This is a genomic window from Streptomyces sp. NPDC017979 (assembly GCF_044328175.1).
GTDB lineage: Bacteria > Actinomycetota > Actinomycetes > Streptomycetales > Streptomycetaceae > Streptomyces.
The window spans coordinates 182247-201696 of sequence record NZ_JBIRGU010000012.1 but is presented as its reverse complement, the minus strand read 5'-3'; the positions used below and the strand labels follow the sequence as shown (position 1 = coordinate 201696).

The following is a 19450-nucleotide window of genomic DNA, read 5'->3' as shown; positions in this document are numbered from 1 at the left end:
GGAATGGTGACCGCGCCCCGCGAACGGCGGCAAACGGTTTTCGCACCGCCGCCCCGGCCCGTCTGCCGCAGCGCCCCGTCTGCCGCCCCGGCCGCAGCGCCGTCCGCCACGCCGTCGTCAGCGCGCGAAGAGTTCGAAGGTGACGGCGGGCCGCCCGCCGAAGCGCCGGCCGGCCTCCTCGGCGCTGCCGACGAGGAAGTCTCGGCAGTACGCTTCGGGGTCCTCGTCGGTCAGCACCTCGATGTAGGTGCGGTGCGCCAGCAGGGACGCGATGGAGCGTTCTAGACCGGGCGTGGCGTCCACGGCGTGCGTGGGCGAGGTGGAGCCGGCGACGGCGACCCAGCGCACCCCGTTCCACGGTTCGAGGCCCTGTTCCTCGATCAGCTCGGGGAAGATCCAGCGGTTGCCCGCGTCCGCCGCGGCGTCCAGGGTCGCCCGGCCGACCGCCCGGTGGTCGGGGGTGTTCCAGTGCGTACCGCCCCAGGTGTCGCGGTGGTTGAGGGTGACGACGAGCTCGGGCCGGTGGCGTCGGACGGCGGCCGCGATGTCCCGGCGCAGAGCGGTGCCGTATTCGACGACGCCGTCCCGGTGGTCCAGGAACTCGACCACCGAGACGCCGACGACGGCCGCGCTGGCGCGCTGCTCGCGCTCCCGCAGCGGGGCGCACTCGGCGGGGCTGAGGGTGTCGATGCCCGCCTCGCCCCGGGTCGCGAGGAGGTAGGCGACTTCCCTACCGCCGTCGACCCAGCCGGCGATGGCGGCGGCGCAGCCGTACTCCAGGTCGTCGGGGTGCGCGACCACCGCGAGGGCCCGCTGCCAGTCCTCGGGCATCGGTGCGAGCTGGGCGCTGGGGTCCGTGGCTTCGGTCATGATCGCAGGATACGACCCCTCCCGGCGCCGCCGGGGTCGTTCAGACCTCGTCCCGGACGAGGCCGATGAGCCGGTCCAGGACGCGCGGCCCGTCGGCCCGCAGGCCGTTGTGCTCGTACTCGTCGGTGACCCAGGTGCGCAGTCCGCGGATGGTGCGGGCGGTGTGCAGCGAGTGTTCGGTGTCGACGTACATGTCGTCGTGGTAGATCGCAGCGGCGACGGGCACCTCGTTGGCGGCCAGCCGCTCCGCGTCGTACAGCGGCGCCCAGTCGGTGCGGGCGGCCAGCAGTTCGGCGGCCTCCTTGAGGGGGCGCAGCGAGGGGTCGACGTCGAAGTGCCAGGGGTGGATGGTCTCGCCCGTGAACAGGACGGGTCCGTCGCCCTCCAGCGCCGCGACGGCGTCGAACTGCGGGAACTCGGCGCGGACGCGCTCGGCCGACCAGGCAGTGGGCCGCTCGTCCTGTCCGTAGATGGCTTCGTGCAGCAGGGCGTAGATGGGGTGGCCGGCGAAGGACAGTGCGGCGAGTACGGACTCCTGGAAGGCGTCGGCCAACTCGTGGCGGTCGCCGATCCGGACGAAGGCGTTCTCCAACAGGTGGTGCAGTCGGTGGCTGCCGGTGCTGGCGCCGAGCATGATGCCGAGGGACTGGAACGCCTCGGGGGTCAGGACGTAGCCGCCGGGCAGTACGGTGCGGTGCTCGGCGAGGTGGGCGGCGATCCGGCGGGCGCGCGCCACGTCCATGGGGTAGCGCTCGTAGTGGGCCGCCGCCTTGCGCTCGATGCGGGGGTACGCCGCCCGGTAGACGTCGTCGGCGTGGTGGTCGAGCGAGGGCAGGCCGCCGGTGATGAAGACCTCCCGCAGCCCCTCGGGCGCGGCGGAGAGGTAGTGGGTGGCGCTGAAGCCGCCGAAGCTCTGGCCCAGCACGCTCCAGGGGGCACCGCCGGTGAGTCGGGTGCGCACCAGTTCGCAGTCGCGGACGATGGAGTCGGCACGGAAGTGCGCGAGGTGGTCGGCCTGGGCCGCGGGGGTGGGCAGGTGCGCGAGGGTCTGACGGTTCTGCGGGGTGGAGGCGCCGGTGCCGCGGTGGTCGAGCAGCAGGACGCGGTGGTCCTTGAGCGCCCTGTCCAGCCACGCCTCGCGGCCGATGCTGCGCAGGGCGCCGAAGCCGGGCCCGCCCTCCAGGTAGACCAGCCACGGCAGGTCGTCACCGGCGCGCGCGGGGTCGACGACCTCGCGCCCGAAGAGCTCCAGCGTCTCGCCGTCCGGGGCCGCGTGGTCCAGCGGGACGGTGAAGCGGTGGTCGGTGAGCCGGACTCCGGGCTGCCGGTAGGGGGTCACGGGTAACTCCTGCCTCGCGGTCGTGCGCGCCGTTTCCATGGGCCGTCCATGGGCACGCCCGCCCCATGGGATCACACGGGGTGTCCAGGGGCGGGCGTGGGTGGTGCGTACCGGCGCAGGTCAGGAGGTTCAGCAGGAGGTTCAGGAGGTCCGGAAGTCGTCCGGGGTCCTGATCCGGTCGCGGATCCAGACGCCGGCCTCCTTGAGCTGGGAGGTCCCGGTCCACGGTCCGTTGCCGTTGCACGTGCCGGTCTTGAAGACGGCGCCGCTGCGGTGGTCGTCGGAGAAGTTCCAGTTGACCCAGCTGATCTTCTTGCTCGCCATCAGGTCGATGTAGCGCTGGGACATGGTGAAGTTGTTGGCGCCTTCACCGGCGTAGTTCTGGGTGCCGAACTCGGTGACGAACATCGGGATCCGGTCGGCGGCGCGGGAGAGCGTCTGGAGGTACTCGTCCCGGTGCGAGTCGGCGTAGAAGTGGAAGGTGTACATGATGTTGCCCGCGTTCACCGGGTTGTTCACGACCTCGGACTCGTTGGAGCTCTCCGAGACGCCGAGGGACGACCAGGCTCGGGTGCCGACGAGGACCGGGGCGTCCGGGTCCTGCTGGCGGACCACCGGGATCAACTGCTCGGCGTAGCTCTTGATCCGGGACCAGGAGACGCCGCTGGGCTCGTTCGCGATCTCGTAGATCACGTTCTTCTTGCCGTTGTGGCGCTTGGCGATCTCGGTGAAGAAGGTCTTGGCGCGGGCCAGGTTGTGGTGCGGGTCGCCGGGGCTGAGCATGTGCCAGTCGACGATCGCGTACATGCCGCGCGCGCTGGCCTGCTCGATGATCGAGTGGACCAGGTCGGTGAACTTGCGCGGGTTGGTCTCGTAGCCGCCTTCCTGGACGTACATGGAGATCCGCAGGACGTCGGCCTTCCAGTCCTTGGCCAGGGCGTCGAGGGAGCCGTTGGTCACGCACTGCGGGTACCACTGGAGGCCGTGGGTGGACATCCCACGCAGTTGGATCGGCTTGCCGGACTGGTTGCAGAGCTTGGTTCCGCAGACCTTGAGTTGGCCGTTGATCGCGACGGGGCTGCCGCTGGGGGCCTTTGCCCGGGCGGTGTCGGCCGAGGGGCCGTCGGCGCGGGGAGCGCTGGCGGGGGCCGGGGGCGGGGGCCCGGCGGCGGGGGCCGCGGTCGTGGCCGGGGCGGCGGTGAGGCCGAGGAGGAGGGCAGCCGTGACGACTCCGGCGCCCCCCAGGGATCGCACCCATTGACGTGGGGGTTTCATGGCGTCTCCATGTGTGACGGTTCGTGGGGATACCGAGACTGAAAGGAAACTTTCCTAACCCGGATGGAAGCAGCCACCGCGCGCAGTCGCAAGGGTCATGACAAGAAATGATCGCCCACCCGCACATCTGAGCGAGCCGGCGGGCCGCGTTCGGAGCCGGGCCGACGCGCCACGGACGGTCCCGGCCCGTATGCGCCCCTGCGCACCCGCTCCTAACGTGGGGTCATGATCCGGTTCGAGCAGGTCAGCAAGGTCTATCCGGACGGCACGACGGCGGTCGACGACCTCTCCTTCGAGGTCGCGGAGGGCGAACTCGTCACCCTCGTGGGCCCCTCCGGATGCGGCAAGACGACCACGATGATGATGGTGAACCGACTGATCGAACCGACCTCGGGCCGCATCGAGGTCGCCGGCGAGGACGTCTCCACCGTGGACCCGGTCGCGCTGCGCCGCCGCATCGGCTACGTCATCCAACAAGCCGGGCTCTTCCCGCACCGCACCGTCCTCGACAACACCGCCACCGTCCCGGCGCTCCTCGGCTGGAAGAAGGCGAAGGCGCGTGCGAGGGCCGCCGAACTCCTCGACCTGGTGGGCCTGGACCCGAAGACGTACGGCCCCCGCTACCCGGCCCAACTCTCCGGCGGCCAGCGCCAGCGGGTCGGCGTGGCCCGCGCCCTGGCCGCGGACCCGCCCGTCCTGCTGATGGACGAACCCTTCGGCGCGGTCGACCCCGTGGTGCGCGAGCACCTACAGAACGAATTCCTGAGCCTCCAGGCCACCGTCCGCAAGACCGTCCTGCTGGTCACCCACGACATCGAGGAGGCCGTGCGCATGGGCGATCGCATCGCCGTGTACGGGCAGGGCCGCATCGAGCAGTACGACACCCCGGCGACCGTGCTCGGGGCTCCCGCGACCGACTACGTGGCCCGGTTCGTCGGCGCCGACCGGGGGTTGAAGCGGCTGTCGGTGACCACCGTCGAGGAGGACGACCTCGAACAGCCGCCGGTCGCCCGCCTCGACGAGTCCGCCCGCTCCGCCGCGACCCGGATGCGCGCCGAAGGCGCCCGCTGGGCCGTCGTCCTGGGCGCGGACGGCGATCTGCACGGCTGGGTCTCCGCCGAAGCCCTCGCCATCGCGGGCGAACAGGGCGCGGTCGGCGACCTGGCGCGCCGCATGGAGGCGTGGGTCCCGCTCGGCGCCTCCTTGAAGCGGGCGTTCAGCGAAATGCTCCAACACGACGCGGGCTGGGTGGCGGTGGTCGACGGCGACCGGTTCGTGGGCGTGCTGACCCCCGCGAAGCTCCACGAGGCCCTGCGCAGATCGGTCGACGCGGACGCCCAGGGGGTGGCGCGGGGCGCGGTCGACTTCACCTCGGTGTCCGACGCCTGAGGGGTGTCCGTCATCCGTGCGCCGATCCACCAGGGATCACCGGACACCCCTTGGTCTCCGGCACGACAATCGTCCGGTGATCGAAGAGACTTCTGAACAGGTCGCCCTGCGCGTGGTCACCGACCAGGACTGGCCGCTGTGGCGGGACCTGCGCCGGACGGCCGTCGCCGACGCACCGCACGCCTTCTGTTCCCGCGTCGAGGACTGGGACCGCGGCGAGGAGGCCCGCTGGCGCGCGATGTCGACGGGCCCGGACTCGTACAACCTGGTCGCGGATGTGAGCGGCCGCCCCGTCGGCATGGCCCGTGGTGTGCGCCTGCGGACCGGGGCGGAGCCGGCGTACGAACTCCGCTCGGTCTGGGTGGCGCCCGAGGCCCGGGGCTGGGGCGTGGCGGACCTCCTCGTGGCGGCCGTGGAGGATTGGGCCCTGCGCCAGGGCGCCCGCTCGCTGCGGCTGTTGGTCGCCCCCGGCAACGCTCCGGCCGACGCCCTCTACCGACGTCACGGCTACCTGCCGACCGGGGAGTCGGGCGGTGCTGCCCCGGACGGCGTCGGCCGTCAGTACGCGATGGCGAAGGAACTGGCGCGCGGCCGGGAAGCCCCGCGGTCTTGACACTTCGGCCCGTCACACCCCGGGTACCGCCGTCGAACCGGGGTGCGAGGCCGTCCCCGGCCCGGGATTCGGCTACCGTGCAGGGTGTGCTGATCAGGGGAGGGGACGCCACCGTGCCGGGAACCGCGCTGCTCATCGCAGCCGCGCCGGTCGGCAAGGGGCGTCTGGTCGATGCCAGTTCCGTGTTGCCGGCGCTCGCCGCGGTGCCGCCGAGTGCCCTGACGGGCACCGCCGCGGCGACCGTCGTCGAGTTGGCGGACCCGTTGGACCCGCAGACGGTCCTGACCAGGATCCGGGCGGCGGCCGCCGCGGAGGGGCCGCTGTTCCTGTACGTCGCGGGGCAGTTGCAACTCGACCGCAAGCAGCAGTTGCCGCACCTGGCGCTCGCCCGCACCACGGCGACGACCCTGCGCTACACCGCGCTGCCGTGGCACTGGCTGGCCTCCGAGCTCACCATCCGCCGCCCGGGGACGACGACGGTGGTGGTGGACCTGGTCACCGCGCCCGACGTGTGGCAGCGCATCACGTCGGAGGGCCCCAAGCTGCTGGCCCTCGGCTCCGCGATCCGGCTGTACGGGCGCGTCGCACCGCCGCCGCAGCGGCGCGAGCCCGCGGTCCCGGCGTACCTCGCCGCCTGCGCCTCGATCTGGCGCAGCGGGGCGCGGCCCGACCCGGCGGCGCTGCACGAGCAGGCGGCGCTCCAAGCAGGGGCGTCGGGTGCGCTGTTGCTGGCGCCGCCGCCCGCCACCGCGGTGCCGCCGGTGGGTTACGCACCGGCGGGCGCACCCGGCCCGAAGGCCCCGGCGCCCACCCCCGCGGACCCGCACCCGGCGATCCTGGCCGCCGCGCAGGCGGGGCGGCACGAGGAGGCCGCCACCGTCGCCGCGGCGTGGGAGGAGCACGAGGTGCGGACGTACGGCCCCGGCTCCCCGCAGGCCGTGCACTGGTTGGAGGTACGCGCGGACCTGGCCCGGCTCGCCGGCGACCCCGCGCTCAGCTGCGCGCTGTGGATGGGCGCCGCGGACGCCCGGCTGGCGCGCCACCAGGCCGTCGACGACGCCGACGTGGAAGGCGCGGTGGACCGCGCGCACCACCAGTGGGAGCAGATCCGGGACCGGGAGGGGGCCAGGGGGCTCGCCCCGCGCCTGGTCGCGCTGCGCCGTCGGGTGCCGGGCCGGCAGCGCGGGGCCCTGCGGGTCCTCCAGCGGCGTCTGGAGCAGTTGCACACGGCTCCCCCGCCGGTCTCCGGCGAGCTGGGACCCGCCTGAGGCACCGGTCCGCCGGTCCTCACAGCAGGCCCTTCGACGTCAGATAGCTCCGGGCGACGTCCTCCGGCAGCCGTCGCCAACTGTCGACCTCTTCGTTCATCGACGCCAGGTCGTCCGTCGTCAGCACGGTGTTGAGGCGCCCCACGGCGTCGGTGACCCCGGAGGCGCCGGCGCGCGCCCGGTTGACCACGGGCACGATGTAGTCGGCGTTCTGCAGGTGCTTGTCGTCGTCCAGCAGCACCAGGTCGAACTGGTCCAGCGTCGCGTCCGTCGTGGTGGTCAGCACCATCTGGTCCCGGCCGCTCTGCACGGCCTGCTTGGCCTGGGTGGTGCCCACGCCCTTGGGGTCGATGCCGGTGATGTCGATGCCGTACGTCTCCTTCAGACCGGGTTCGCAGTACGGCCGCTGGACGCATTCGTCACCGGCCGCGAGCCGCACCGGCAGCCCCGAGCGGCCCAGGTCGCTGAGGGTCTTGAGGCCGTGCTCGGCGGCGTAGGAACGGGCGACGGCGAAGGCGTTCTGGTCGACGGCCCGGCCGGGGTCGAGGACGGTGAGTCCGCGGGGGGTGGCCAGCCGCCGCAGCGCGGTCATGGTGGCGGTGAGGTCGGGCGAGCCGACGGGCGGCGCGTCGGGCCCGTTCGCCTTGGCGTTCAGCCAGTCGGCGAAGGTCGCGGCGTACTCGGGCACGACGTCGATCCGGCCGCTCTCCAGGGCGGGTTCGTAGATCTCGCGGTTGGTGACGGACAGGATCCGGGTGCCGTAGCCGGCCCGGCCCAGCAGCAGTGCGTACATCTGGGCGAGCAGGTCGCTCTCGGTGAAGCCGGCGGAGCCGACGGTCAGGTGCTTGCTGTCCCCTGGAGGTGCATCGACCTCGCCGCGGTTCTCCAGCGAGGGTCCGGTGCCGCAGCCGGCGACCGCCGCCAGCACGACGAGGACCAGCAGCAGCGCGAGCACGGGGCGTCGCCGGGCCGGCGGCGGGGGTCGGCGGGCCATCAGGAGCCGCCCGCGCGGACGCCGCCGACCGGCACCAGCCGTTGTCCCAGGACGAACAGTCCCTCGATGAGCAGGGCGAGGGCCGCCACCAGGACGGCGCCCGCGACCACCTGCGGCGTGGAGGCGAGGTTGAACCCGGCGGTGATGATGCGGCCGAGCCCGCCGCCGCCGGCGAGCGCGGCGATGGTCGCGGTCGCCACCAACTGGACCGCGGCGATCCGCACCCCGGTGAGCACCAGCGGCAGCGCGAGCGGGACCTCGACGCCCCGCAGGACCTGCATCCCGGTCATGCCCATGCCCCGCGCGGCGCGTACGACGTCCTGGTCCACGCCGCGCATCCCCGTGTACGCGTTGGTCAGCAGCGGCGGCACGGCGAACAGCACCAGCGCGATGACGGTGGGCCAGGAGCCGAATTCGCCGAGCGGGCTGAGGAGCAGCAGCACCAGCACCGCGAAGGTGGGCACGGCGCGGCCCGCGTTGGAGATGTTGACCGCCAGCGCCCCGCCCTTGCCGAGGTGGCCGAGGACCAGGGCGATCGGGAGGGCGATCAGACAGCTCAGCCCGAGGCAGACGGCGGTCAGGTAGAGGTGCTCGACGAGCCGGTCGGCGATGCCGCCGTCACCGCTCCAGTTCGCTCCGTCGGTCAGCCAGTCCCAGGCCGCTGCGAGGGTGTTCACGCCGGTGCCCCCTTCTGCGGCCTCGCCCATGGCGTGGCGCACCGCTGCACCAGCAGGAGGGCGAGGTCAGCGGCGACGGCGATCACCACGCACAGCACGGACGCGGTGAGCACCTGGGCCTTGAAGTAGGTGTTCATGCCCGAGTAGATGAGGTTGCCCAGGCCGCCATGGCCGACGATCGCGCCGATCGTGGCCAGGGAGACCGCGGAGACGGTCGCGATCCGCAGCCCCGCCATGGACGCCGGCAGCGCGAGCGGCAGTTCGACGGCGAGCAGCAGTCGGACGGGGCCGTACCCCATGCCGCGGGCGGCCTGTCGGGTCTCCTCGGGGACGGCCCGGAGCCCGGCGAGGACGTTGCGCACCAGCAGGGTCAGCGAGTAGAGCACCAGCCCGGCGATCACCAGCGCGGCGGACAGGCCGTAGAGCGGCAGCAGCAGCGAGAACATGGCGAGGGAGGGGATCGTGTAGAGGACGGTGGTGACGCCCAGCACCGGGCCGGCCGCGAGCCTCCAGCGGCGGGCGGCGACGGCCAGCGGGACGGCGATGACGAGCGCGAGGCCGACGGACACGAAGGTGAGTTGGAGGTGCTGGACGACGGCGTCCAGCAGGATCTCCCGACGGGTGGACAGATAGGCGCCGCAGATCCACTCGTTGCGCGCGAGGCAGTCGTCGGGGGGCGCCGTCATCACTCCATTCGAGCCCGCGGGTGCGGCGGAACGCGCGTTGTGTTCACCCGAACGGGCACGTCGGGGCCGAACCGGGACGTGGCGCGCACCGGCTGGCCGGTGGACGCCGTCCGCCGGCGGCCGCACCACCTCGGACCTGCGGTGGAACCGGACGTGCGGGTATCCGTCCGGACGGGGTGAGGGTAGGTTCTGCACCGGGGCCGGCCGTCGGGCGGGCCGGGAAACGGGAGTGGGCGGCATGAGCCAGAGCGGGCGGGCCGGGCGCGCGGCACGCGGCGGTCCGGCCGGAGCCGTCGCGGACCGCCGGGCGCCCGTGCGCACCAGACGGCCCAAGGACCGTCGGGCGATCATCGCGCGGGTTGCGGCCGAGTTGTTCGCCGAGCGGGGGTACGCCGCCACCGGGGTCGGTGACATCGCCGAACGCGTCGGCGTCACCCCCGGCGCGATCTACCGGCACTTCAGCGGCAAGGAGGACCTGCTGCGGTCCGTGCTCCAGGACGCGCTGGCCCGCTTCGACCAGGCCGTCCGTCCGGTGCTGTCGGGCCCGGGCGGGGGCGGTGGGAGCGCCGAGGACCGGCTGCGCGAAGTGGTCCGGTGCACGGTGGGCGTGACGCTGGCCCACCCGACGCTCGTCAGCACGTACGTGCGCGACCGGGCTTCGCTGTCGAAGGAGGCGGCCGGGGAGTTGACCGCCGTGGAGGCGGAGGTCGCCCGGCTGTGGGAGCGGGCCGTGCACGAGGTCCGCCCCGAGGTCACCCCCGCCGAGGCCAGGGTCCGCAAGCGGGCCGTCAACGGGGTGCTGGCGCTGCTCGCCCGCGGGGCGCACCACCCGCCGAACCCGCGCCTTGCGGAGCGGGTCACCGAGTCGCTGTGGGCCCTGCTGGTGGCGCCGGCCGCGCCGGGGCCCGCGGCCGGCGACCGGCCGCGGCGGCGCACGTGGCCCCGGCCGCGCTCGCGCCGCGAGGAGATCCGGGACGTCGCGGCGACGCTGTTCCGCCAGTACGGCTACCACGGCGTGGGCATCGACCAGATCGGCAAGGCGGCCGGGATCTCGGGGCCGACGGTGTACGGCACGTACGACAGCAAGGTGGAGATCCTGGTGGACGCCTGCGACCACGCGGTGGCCAAGTTGGAGATCTCGGTGGAGCGGGCGCTTGAGGAGGCGGGGTCGGCCAGGGAAGCGCTGCGGCTGATCTCGCGCTCGTACGCGCAAACGGTGTTCGCGGACGCCGACGTCATCGCCGTGGCCGCCAGGGAGGGCGAGGCGCTCCCCGCGTACGACGGCATCCGCATCCAACGGCGCCTGCGCGATCTGCGCCAGGTGTGCTCGGCGGTCCTGCTGGAGGTCCGTCCCGACCTGGAGGAGGCGGAGGCGCGGGTGCTGACCGCGGCGGCGAACGCGGCCGTCCAGGAAGTGGCGCTGCTGCGGCGCGGCCGCCCGACACCGGCTGCCGCCAGCGCCCTCTCCTTGAGGTTCCTGCTGCCGCACGATGCACCCCGGGACGGCGGAGGGAGCCGGGGCACGGGGGGCGTACGAGTGCATTGAGGGGGTGATAGGGGTGGTTCGCCCGTCGGCGCCGTGAATACCTTCGGAAGGTTCATGTCCGAAACAGACCCGGACCAAGTGGCGGCTTCGAGGAAGGAACGGCCCCTGTCGTGACCGGCAAGGATGAGGAAAACAAGCTGTGGGTCAGGCGGTTCAACCCCCGCGACGACAGTGGGCTCAGACTGGTGTGTCTGCCCCACGCGGGCGGTTCCGCCTCCTTCTACCTCCCCGTGGCGCACGCCGCGCCGGGCCCCGTCGACGTGCTGGCCATCCAGTACCCGGGCCGTCAGGACCGCCGCAAGGAGCCCAGCGTCCCCACCATTGCGGAGTTGGCCGACGAGGTCACCCGGGTGCTTGAGCCCTGGCTCGACCAGCCCCTGGCGCTGTTCGGGCACAGCATGGGCGCGACGCTCGCCTTCGAGGTGGCCCGGCGGTTGGAGGACCGGCACGGCGTGGTGCTGGCGGCGCTGTTCGCCTCGGGCCGCCGGGCGCCGTCGCGGCACCGCGACGAGAACGTGCACCGCCAGGGCGACGACGGCGTCATCGCCGAGCTGAAGCGCCTGAGCGGCACCGACTCCCAGGTGCTGGGCGACGAGGACCTGCTGCGGATGGTGCTGCCGGCGATCCGGGCCGACTACCGGGCGGTGGAGACGTACGTCTACGAACCGGGCGGGAAGCTGCGCTGCCCCGTGATCGGCCTGGTCGGCGACGACGACCCCAAGGTGACCGTGGACGAGGCGCGTTCCTGGGGCGATCACACCGAGGGCACGTTCGACCTCCACGTCTTCACCGGCGGTCACTTCTACCTGACGGACCACCAGGACGAGATCATGAAGGTGATCTCGGACAACCTGCTGCCCGCACGCACCGGTTGACGCCACGTGCGCGTCGGGGCGGGCGGCGGACCCAGGGAGGTCCGCCGCCCGCCCGGCGCCGTGGTGCGTACGCGTCAGAGCGCGGGCACGTAGAGGCGGTCATCGGCGGCGAGGATGTCGCGCTGGAGGTCCCGGAGCGATCGACACGGCTCCACTCCCAGCTCCTCCCGGAGCATCTGACGTGCGCTCTGGTACGTCTTGAGCGCGTCGCCCTGACGTTCGGAGCGGTACAGCGCCAGCATCAACTGTCGGTAGAAGGACTCCCGCAACGGATTCTCCGCGATCAGCCGGTACAGCTGGCCCACGACCTCGCGGTGGCGACCGAGCGCGAGCTGTGACTCGACGAGGCGTTCGAGGCACTCCAGCCGCTCTTCCGTGAGCCAGGTGACGAAGCCGCTGATCGCCGGCCCCTTGTACAACTCGCCGGGGAAGGGGCCGCGCCACAGGCGCAGCGCGTCGCCGAACCGTCGGGCCGCCTGCTCGTGCCGTCCTTCCCGGGCCAGTTGCCGCCCGCTGTCCATCAGGGTCAGGAAGTCGTTGAGGTCCAGTTCGTCCTCTCCCAGGCGCAGCAGATATCCGGAGGGCTGTGTGACGACCGGGTTCCCCTTCCGGTCGGGTCGCTGGAGGAACTTGCGCAGCTGGGATATGTAGACGTGCAGACACGCGGTCACTCGACGGGGCAGCTCGTCCCCCCAGATCTCGGTCATCAAGGTGTCCGAGGCGACGACCCGGTCGGCCCTGAGCAACAGGACCATCAACACGGTCTCGATCTTTCGTGCGCTGATCGTCGCACCGGTGTCGTCCCGCACCACTCGCAACGGTCCAAGGATCTCGTATCTCACCAAGCAGTCCTCTCGATGAAGGCGTCTTTCGCCCGGGCCGAGATATGGGAAACCACTTCGCGGACATCGAAGACGGCCCCGCTTTTCGTCCCGACAATGCGCCTTCCAGTACCCAAGCAGTCCATGAATGCACCAAAAGCGATACATGACGCCATGCGAACTGAACTGTTTTCAAACGGGTGGTGAATCAAGCGCGCCGCCCGGCCGCCCCGGGAATCACTGCACGCTACAGCCGCACCATATATTCGCTCGAACCTTCGACGGGTGTCTACCCTGGAAACTTCGCCAATCCATCGCACGTCTTGGACACGTGTCGACGCCGTTTAGATAAACGCAGACTGCTACGGAACGCGGCGGGTACTGGTCCGATTCCGGCATTGGTGACGGCCCGGCACATCAGGGCGCTCTGGGCCCAGTGGGTCAGCAGCAGGGCCCAGACCTCCTGCCGGACCAGCTCGGGGCTGCGCGAGCGCAGCACCCGCGAGCCGTTCGGGCGGGCCGTCGCCGGGGCCGTCTCGTTCTCGTCCCGCCACCGCTGCCAGGCGTCGGCCGCCTCCTTCGCGGTGGCGTCGGCCGGGTCGAGCAGGGAGGTGACCAAGTGGACCTCACGGCACTCCGCCGCGGGCAGCACGTAGTCGACCACGCGGACCACGGACGCTTCCGCGGGGTCCACCCCCTCCCCCGCCCGGGCGGCCGCGCGGAGTTCCTCGACCCTTCGTCGGCTCGCTCCGCGCTCGGCGATCAATCCGTGCCAGGAGCCGTCGGCCAGGTCCCGCACGTGCTCAGGACACACGTCGGGCGGTGTGCTCCACAGCAGCTCGGCCCCGCTCGCACGCGCCAACCGCCAGCCGTCGTAACTGTAGAAGCCCTGGTCGGCCAGGACCAGCATGGTGCGGGTGAGCTGCCGGTACAGGGACAAGGCATGGGTCGCGCCGTTCAGCGGGCGGGGCACGATGTCGGCGGCGACGGGGGCGCCGCTGGCGCGTTCGCCGATGGCCACCACATGCGCCCGCGGGCCGCGCCCGCCGAACTCCTCGACGTTCGCCGGGGTGTCGGGGACGTCCAGCCCGAAGGCGTCCACCGCCATCATCCGCCACCGGCCGAGGAAGGCGTCGGGGGTGGCGGCGGTCGCGACCGGCTGTGCGAGGCGGGCGAACACCTCCCGCACCGGCGCTGCGCCGAGCCGCTGTCGCGCCTGGGTGATGGCGCCCCGCGTGGGTGCCTGCCAACGGCCCTCGCTGCCGTAGGACATCACCCCGGCGAGCTTCTCGGCGACCCGCTCGTAGTCGTCGTCCGGATACAGGCACAGCCCCATCAGCAAATAGACGACGACGTGCGCCGGCAGCTTCCGGACGCGCTGCTCCTGGGCCCCGAGGACACCGATCGCCTCGTCCAGCACCGCTCGTGGAACGAGGGTGGTCAGCGCCCCCAGTGACACCAGATCGGCCGGCCGCATGGGAAACTTCTCCGCTTGCCCGAATGGCATGATCGAAAGATTAGCATCAGCTTGCTAACTAAACGTGTTAAGGCGACGTAAGTCTTCTTCGTGCGCCCCCGTAGGGGTTTTTTAGGGGTTGCCTGGCGCGCACGGCGACTCCTACCATTCTCGACGCACGCAAGAAGCGTCGTCGCCGAATCTTCGACCCCGACGCGAAAAAGGCAATGCGGATGCCCGGTCGGGCTTCTCACGCCGACCTCGGATTAATCCAGAGCCGCGATCCACAGCTGAACGGAAATTCAGCAACCTTGCGGAGGGGCCACCGCACCCTGCTCCCTTGACGCCGGGGCGGCCGAGATCGGCCCTGGCCCCGGCCGCACGTCAGGGAAGCGTCCGACAGGGGGTGCTCGTGGTCGGGCCGTCGCAGAACTGCAGGTCGACCGGGAGTTGGTCGCGACCCCGGATCCTCAGCTTCCGGTAGATCCGCGTCAGGTGCTGCTCGACCGTGCTCACGGTGATGTGCAGTTGGGACGAGATGTCGCGGTTGGTGTGTCCACCGGCGGCGAGCGCGGCCACCCGCTTCTCGGAGTTGCTGAGCGTGGCCCGCCAGCCGCCGTCCCACTGGTTGCTCACGACCTCCTGGGCGACGGCCCGGGCCAACTGGTCCTCGTAGCTCCCGTCGGCCCGCGCCCCTTCGCTCCGGATCGGGCCCTGGTGCAGCAGCAGTGCCTCACGCAGGTGCTCGGCCCCGCACTCCTCGGCCAACCCCCGAGCCTGGCTCAGCGCCGCCCAGGCCCGACCGTCCTCCCCCAGCCAACAGTAGCTCTCCGCCAACTCTCCAAGGGCCTGGGCGAGTTGCAGCCGGTCACCCGCGCTCTGCAACAGGGCGACCGCCCGCACCAGCAGCGCGGGGCGCCTTCGTACCTCCACGGTCTGGCTGAACAGCCGCAGCGTGACGCCCCGCACGCGTTCGTGTCCGGCCGGCAGGAGCGACAGTTGCTCGCTGAGCAGTTGTTCGGCCTCCGTCGTCTCGCCGAGCCGCAGCAGCGCTTCCGCCGCTTCGCCGCGCCAGGGGATCCACTGCGGTTGGTCGATGCCCCAGTCCCGCACCCGGCGCCCGATGGCGAGGAAGTCGTTCAAGGCGCTGCTGAGCCGATTGGTGACCAGGTTGTAGTAGCCCCGGGCGCACAGGTACGTCAGCCCGTGCTCGCTGGTGAACAAGTCCTCCGGCACCGGTTGTTCGAACAGGCGCGCCCCGGCCTCGTACTCCCCCATCCGAGTGAGCGCCAGCACCTGGGTGGCGACCAGCCCGCCGGCGAGCGTCCCCAGCTTCTGCTTGGGCAGCCGCTCCAGCCCCTCCCGGGCGTACCGCTCGGCCGCCGGTAGGTCGCCCGTCATCAGGGCCAGCTCCGCCCTGATGCCCGCGAACATCGCGTACCAGCCGTCCGCGCCGCGCCGTTCCGCCTCCCGGACGAACACGTCGACCCAGTGCCGTGCCGCCGCCGGCCTGCCGGTGTACACCAGGCACCGGACGGCGTTGCCGACGGTCGCCAGGGTGGAGTCGGTGAGCACGGTCCGCCGCAGCAACTCTTCGGCCGCGGTGCCGCCCTCCTCGCCGCGCTGGGCGCTGCGGCCCTCCCACTCCAGGGCCGGATTGCGGGTGCCGGGGGCGAACCCCGGCCACGGCGGGCAGTACTCGATCACCGCTGCCGCGCGACCGGCGGGTCCGTCGGGGGCGCCGTCGCCCGGTCCGCGCAGCGCCGCGAGTGCTTCGTTGACGCCGTCGATGCGACGGCACCCCGAGAACACGTCGGCGGTGGCCAGGCTCTGGGCGGGGGTCAGCTGTCCGGCGCGCAGCATGCCCAGCAGTTCGTCGGCGGCCCGTTGGGCTGCAAAGGGGTCGTTGCGCTGGCGGACCACGGCGCTGCGGATGCGGATGTCGGCCCGCTGGCGGGGATCGACGCAGAAGGCGTGGGCCAGTTCCAGATAGTCGATGGCGAGCAGATCGCGGTCCTCGACCAGCGCCTCCTCGGCGGCGTCCCGCAGCACCCCGACGCCCCACGGGTCGTCGACGCGTGCGGCAGCGGCCAGATGGGGCGCGATCTGGGACGCCTCCGCGCCCTCCAGATAGCACAGCCGGGCGGCCACCCGGTGCAGCTCCCGGCGCCGCTCGGGCACCATGTTCTCCAACACCACGGTCCGCACGACGGGGTGGCGGAACCCCAGGTCGGTGACGACTCCGGCCGCCCGCAGCACCCTGAGCCCCTGCATCGCGGAGAAGCGGGCCAGCCCGCACAGCCGGGCCAGCAGCGCGGAGTCGGGCGCTTCGCCGAGGACCGCGAGCCCTTCGGCAACGGTCACGGCGAGTTGCCCGCTGCGGTTCAGACAGGTGGTGACGGCGTGGGTGAGCGCACTGCCCGGCAGCCCGCCGACGCAGGGGTCCAGTACGTCGGTCTCCCTGTCCTGCGCCTCCGCGCAGTCCTCCAACAGCGCCCGCAGCAGTAACGGATTTCCCCCGGAAATCTCGTAGAAGCGATCGACAGTTGCCTCGTCGGGCACGAAACTCGTGGCTTCGCCGAGCGCACTCGCCACCTGAGTGGAATTCAGACGCTTTACCGGAATCCGTCGGTACTTGGGATTCCGCAGGAGCTCCATCCGATGGGCCGGAATGTGACGGGTCGCCTGGACGGTCTCCGTGAACACCGTCATCAATCGCAACGCGCGCGAGCGACCCGCCATATAGAGCAGGCACTGTAGGGAGGGAATGTCGATGTGCTGGAGGTCGTCCACCGCTATCAGGAGCGAACGGTCTTGGACGCTACGGCGCAGTAGGGTGCAGAACCTTTGCATTCGTAGGGTGCGCATCGAGAGGGTGCGACTGCTGCGGTCGGGTGCGGCGCACTCCTGCCCCCCGATGGCCTCCAGCAGCTCCCCTCGCACACCCGCGGGTAAGGAAAGGCTGGTGACCAGCTGTTTCATCACCCCCAGGGGCAATGCGGACTCCGCGGGCACGGCGGTCGCCCGTAACACCAGGGCGCCGGAGCCGGCCAAATGGGCGGTGAGCGATTCCAGCAGTTCACTCTTACCGCAGCCGGCCGCGCCTTCGATCACAACGGCACGCGCCTCGCCTGATGCAAAGACGTCGAGTACGGAGCAGAGTCTGCCGAGGTCCGCTTCGCTATCGTAGGGCAACAACAGGTCGCTAAACTCCATGTTTCCCCCGATTGGCAGCTCGAAACCACACGATCGAACATCCATGGGCATGCCTGTGTCAATGTCAAAAGGCGTCCGCCCGTTAACAACTGTCGGATCTGTCACGCAAAAGATGGATTTGCTCCAACGCTCCACTGGAACCGCCTTATGACGGGGTGGGCTCAGCACTCCGCAGCGCTGAGCCCAAAGGAGCCGGCACCGCCATTGGTCTCGACCTCACCCGAATACACCGTGCAACAGCCATGCATCAGTTCACCGAACACGGCGGATTTCCGAAGCGAATCGGCTGGAAAAGGCGGTTGAGCTCACCGCTGCGGGGCGCCGCCGCCGTACCAGCGCACCGGGACCCCGCGCGAGCAGTGCGCCTCGCCCCGGCTCTCCAGGGTCACGAGGTGGGCCAGGGTCTCGCTCAGCGCAAAACGACGATTCACCTGTGAGAAGGACTCCCACGGCCGGGACCACGACAGCAGGGCCGCCAACTCCCAGGCCGTGGTGCCCGGAGCGCGCTCCACCAGGGCGAGCAGTTCAGCCAGGCGCTCCACGTGGTGGCGCACCATGACGGCGGTGCGGTGGCGCAGCCCCCGGAAGCGGTACTCGTGCGCCGGCAGCACCTCGTCGACGTCGAGCCCGTCCAGCGTGCCGAGGGAGCGCAGGTACTCGGCCAGCGGATCGCCGCCGTCCTGGTGGAACACCGCGATCTGCGGGGTGATCCTCGGCAGGACGTGGTCGCCGGAGAACAGCAGTCGGGCGGCCGGCTCGTAGAAGCAGGTGTGTCCTGGCGTGTGGCCGGGGGTCCACACCGCGCGCAACTCACGGCCGCCCGCGCGCACCACGTCGCCGTCCGCAAGGACGCGGTCGGCGAGCGCAGGAGTGAGGAAGCGCGCCACCTCCATGGCCTCGACGGTGCTGTGCGCCTCGTCCGCCGCGACGCCGTGTTCCTGGAGGTGGCCGCCCACCACCCGGATCCACTCGTCGATGCCGGCGGGCAGGTTCTTCACCTCGGCCGCGTCGAGTTCGTGCAGGGCGATCCACGCGCCGGACGCCTCGCGCACCCGCCCGGCCAGCCCGAGGTGGTCGCCGTGGAAGTGCGTGACCAGGACCCCGCGCACGTCCCCGACGTCGGCGCCGATCTCGGCGATCCCCCGGGTCAGCGCCGCCCAGGAGGCGTCGTCGTCCCAGCCGGCGTCCACCAGCACCAGGCCGTCGTCCGCCTCCAGGGCGTAGACCAGCACGTAGCGCAGGGGGTTGTCCGGGATCGGCACCGGCACGGACCACAAGCCGGGGGCGACCCGTTCGACCGGAGGCAGCACGCGGTCCTGCCACGCCTGCCACTGGACCTGGCCGGTGATCTCGATGCCCACGACGCTTCCCCTCCGAGCGGCGACTGAACGTACGTTTACTTTTTCGTGTACCGCGCACACGTGTCAAGCGCGCGCCGCGGCCGTCCGCGGACCTCGCTCCGCGCCGACCGACGGCCATCGGGCGACCCCGGTCCCCAAGCGGGTTCCTCCAGCACTAGGTTGGAGCAGCAGTACGAACGGGGCAGCGAACGTACGCAGGGTCGAAGAGCAGTCGAAGAGCAACAGCCGGGAGGTTCACTTCATGACAGCCGAGAAGCCGGACGCGGGACCGGAGGAGACGCGCTACCCCGAGTTCGACACGGGCGCTCCGCACTCCGCCCGGGTGTGGAACTACTGGCTGGGCGGCAAGGACAACTACCCCGTCGACCAGCACCTCGGCGAGGAGTTCCGGCAGTACTTCCCCGGCATCGTCGACCTCGCCCGCGACTCCCGCGCCTTCCTCGCCCGTACGGTGACCCACCTGGCGACCGAGCGGGGGATCCGCCAGTTCCTCGACATCGGCACCGGGCTGCCCACGGCCGACAACACCCACCAGATCGCCCAGCGGGCCGCCCCCTCGTCGCGGATCGTGTACGTGGACAACGACCCGCTCGTCCTCGCCCACGCCCGTGCGCTGCTGATCAGCACGCCCGAGGGCGTCACCGACTACGTGGACGCGGACCTGCACGACCCCGAGGCGGTCATCGCGAAGGCGGCGGGGACCCTGGACCTGTCCCAGCCGGTGGCGCTCACGCTGATGCAGGTGATCGGACACGTGGCCACGTACGAAGGCGCCCGGTCGGTGGTGGACCGGCTGCTGAGCGCGCTGCCGTCCGGGAGCTACCTCGTCTTCAACGACAGCGTGAACACCCACGAGGGCAACGCCGAAGCCACCCGCCTGTACAACTCCAGCGGCGCCGCGCCCTACCACCTGCGCAGTCCGGCGGAGATCGCCGGATTCTTCGAGGGCATGGAGTTGCTGGAGCCGGGCGTGGTTCCGCTCGCCCGCTGGCGCCCACAGCCAGGAGCGGTCACGGACGGCGAGGTCATCGCCCTCGGCGGGGTGGCCCGCAAGTCGTAGGACA

The 19450-nt window shown here is 71.6% G+C and carries 16 protein-coding genes and 1 pseudogene; 6 read left to right on the top strand and 11 right to left on the bottom strand.

The window, feature by feature from the left end:
- Window positions 1-117 precede the first annotated feature (117 nt).
- The 3 genes from ACH4E8_RS27465 to ACH4E8_RS27455 all read right to left on the bottom strand — a co-directional run bounded on the left by ACH4E8_RS27465 (window position 118) and on the right by ACH4E8_RS27455 (window position 3484).
- Complete coding sequence (locus tag ACH4E8_RS27465) at window positions 118-870, bottom strand: PIG-L deacetylase family protein (RefSeq protein WP_398452926.1); 753 nt, start codon at window positions 868-870, stop codon at window positions 118-120.
- A 40-nt stretch (window positions 871-910) separates the two neighbouring features.
- Complete coding sequence (locus ACH4E8_RS27460) at window positions 911-2209, bottom strand: alpha/beta fold hydrolase (protein ID WP_398452924.1); 1299 nt, start codon at window positions 2207-2209, stop codon at window positions 911-913.
- Between the two features lie 141 nt (window positions 2210-2350).
- On the bottom strand, window positions 2351-3484 hold the full coding sequence (locus ACH4E8_RS27455; protein ID WP_398452922.1) for a glycoside hydrolase family 5 protein: 1134 nt from the start codon (window positions 3482-3484) through the stop codon (window positions 2351-2353).
- A 225-nt stretch (window positions 3485-3709) separates the two neighbouring features.
- Here ACH4E8_RS27455 and ACH4E8_RS27450 point away from each other — a divergent pair, with 225 nt between their 5' ends.
- From ACH4E8_RS27450 to ACH4E8_RS27440, 3 genes are all read left to right on the top strand, one after another.
- Window positions 3710-4873, top strand: a complete 1164-nt coding sequence (locus tag ACH4E8_RS27450; RefSeq protein WP_398452920.1) for an ABC transporter ATP-binding protein — start codon at window positions 3710-3712, stop codon at window positions 4871-4873.
- Between the two features lie 76 nt (window positions 4874-4949).
- On the top strand, window positions 4950-5486 hold the full coding sequence (locus ACH4E8_RS27445) for a GNAT family N-acetyltransferase (RefSeq protein WP_398452918.1): 537 nt from the start codon (window positions 4950-4952) through the stop codon (window positions 5484-5486).
- Between the two features lie 77 nt (window positions 5487-5563).
- Complete coding sequence (locus ACH4E8_RS27440; protein WP_398452916.1) at window positions 5564-6754, top strand: hypothetical protein; 1191 nt, start codon at window positions 5564-5566, stop codon at window positions 6752-6754.
- 19 nt (window positions 6755-6773) lie between these two features.
- Here ACH4E8_RS27440 and ACH4E8_RS27435 read toward each other — a convergent pair whose 3' ends face one another.
- Genes ACH4E8_RS27435 through ACH4E8_RS27425 form a run of 3 tightly spaced genes read right to left on the bottom strand, consistent with a single transcriptional unit; the run spans window position 6774 to window position 9111 of the window.
- Complete coding sequence (locus tag ACH4E8_RS27435; RefSeq protein WP_398452914.1) at window positions 6774-7748, bottom strand: ABC transporter substrate-binding protein; 975 nt, start codon at window positions 7746-7748, stop codon at window positions 6774-6776.
- Complete coding sequence (locus ACH4E8_RS27430) at window positions 7748-8425, bottom strand: ABC transporter permease (protein WP_398452912.1); 678 nt, start codon at window positions 8423-8425, stop codon at window positions 7748-7750. The genes ACH4E8_RS27435 and ACH4E8_RS27430 overlap by 1 nt, the downstream gene beginning before the upstream one ends.
- Complete coding sequence (locus tag ACH4E8_RS27425) at window positions 8422-9111, bottom strand: ABC transporter permease (RefSeq protein WP_398452910.1); 690 nt, start codon at window positions 9109-9111, stop codon at window positions 8422-8424. Before ACH4E8_RS27425 ends, ACH4E8_RS27430 begins: the two co-directional genes overlap by 4 nt.
- Before the next feature lie 238 nt (window positions 9112-9349).
- Here ACH4E8_RS27425 and ACH4E8_RS27420 point away from each other — a divergent pair, with 238 nt between their 5' ends.
- Together ACH4E8_RS27420 and ACH4E8_RS27415 are read left to right on the top strand one after the other, a co-directional pair.
- The gene (locus tag ACH4E8_RS27420) at window positions 9350-10657 is read left to right on the top strand and encodes a TetR family transcriptional regulator (RefSeq protein ID WP_398452907.1); all 1308 of its coding nucleotides are present in this window, start codon (window positions 9350-9352) and stop codon (window positions 10655-10657) included.
- Between the two features lie 110 nt (window positions 10658-10767).
- Entirely contained in the window at window positions 10768-11532 is a 765-nt protein-coding gene (locus tag ACH4E8_RS27415; protein ID WP_398452905.1) for a thioesterase II family protein, read from the top strand.
- A gap of 74 nt (window positions 11533-11606) precedes the next feature.
- Here the strand turns inward: ACH4E8_RS27415 and ACH4E8_RS27410 are convergent, their stop codons facing one another.
- From ACH4E8_RS27410 to ACH4E8_RS27390, 5 genes and pseudogenes are all read right to left on the bottom strand, one after another.
- Window positions 11607-12374, bottom strand: coding sequence for a BTAD domain-containing putative transcriptional regulator (locus ACH4E8_RS27410; protein ID WP_398452903.1), 768 nt, complete (start codon window positions 12372-12374; stop codon window positions 11607-11609).
- A 268-nt stretch (window positions 12375-12642) separates the two neighbouring features.
- Window positions 12643-13860 (bottom strand): IS4 family transposase, encoded by a 1218-nt coding sequence (locus tag ACH4E8_RS27405; protein WP_398452901.1) that lies wholly within the window; start codon window positions 13858-13860, stop codon window positions 12643-12645.
- A gap of 333 nt (window positions 13861-14193) precedes the next feature.
- Window positions 14194-16371 (bottom strand): LuxR C-terminal-related transcriptional regulator, encoded by a 2178-nt coding sequence (locus tag ACH4E8_RS27400; protein WP_398453021.1) that lies wholly within the window; start codon window positions 16369-16371, stop codon window positions 14194-14196.
- Window positions 16372-16533: 162 nt separating this feature from the next.
- Window positions 16534-17025 (bottom strand): annotated as a pseudogene (locus ACH4E8_RS27395) (ATP-binding protein); the annotation flags it as partial.
- A 305-nt stretch (window positions 17026-17330) separates the two neighbouring features.
- Window positions 17331-18386 carry an MBL fold metallo-hydrolase gene (locus ACH4E8_RS27390; RefSeq protein WP_398452899.1) on the bottom strand — a complete coding sequence of 352 codons (1056 nt, stop codon included), beginning with the start codon at window positions 18384-18386 and terminating at the stop codon, window positions 17331-17333.
- Window positions 18387-18627: 241 nt separating this feature from the next.
- On the opposite strand from ACH4E8_RS27390, the gene ACH4E8_RS27385 reads away from it, so the two are divergent.
- The gene (locus ACH4E8_RS27385) at window positions 18628-19446 is read left to right on the top strand and encodes an SAM-dependent methyltransferase (protein WP_398452896.1); all 819 of its coding nucleotides are present in this window, start codon (window positions 18628-18630) and stop codon (window positions 19444-19446) included.
- The last annotated feature ends 4 nt before the right edge of the window (window positions 19447-19450 follow it).

Excerpts from the sequence above, each read along its gene's own strand:
- ACH4E8_RS27465 (WP_398452926.1), bottom strand. The coding sequence starts at position 870 with ATGACCGAAGCCACGGACCCCAGCGCCCAGCTCGCACCGATGCCCGAG.
- ACH4E8_RS27455 (WP_398452922.1), bottom strand. The coding sequence starts at position 3,484 with ATGAAACCCCCACGTCAATGGGTGCGATCCCTGGGGGGCGCCGGAGTC.
- ACH4E8_RS27420 (WP_398452907.1), top strand. The coding sequence starts at position 9,350 with ATGAGCCAGAGCGGGCGGGCCGGGCGCGCGGCACGCGGCGGTCCGGCC.
- ACH4E8_RS27385 (WP_398452896.1), top strand. The coding sequence starts at position 18,628 with ATGACAGCCGAGAAGCCGGACGCGGGACCGGAGGAGACGCGCTACCCC.
- ACH4E8_RS27450 (WP_398452920.1), top strand. The coding sequence starts at position 3,710 with ATGATCCGGTTCGAGCAGGTCAGCAAGGTCTATCCGGACGGCACGACG.
- ACH4E8_RS27425 (WP_398452910.1), bottom strand. The coding sequence starts at position 9,111 with ATGACGGCGCCCCCCGACGACTGCCTCGCGCGCAACGAGTGGATCTGC.
- ACH4E8_RS27435 (WP_398452914.1), bottom strand. The coding sequence starts at position 7,748 with ATGGCCCGCCGACCCCCGCCGCCGGCCCGGCGACGCCCCGTGCTCGCG.
- ACH4E8_RS27405 (WP_398452901.1), bottom strand. The coding sequence starts at position 13,860 with ATGCCATTCGGGCAAGCGGAGAAGTTTCCCATGCGGCCGGCCGATCTG.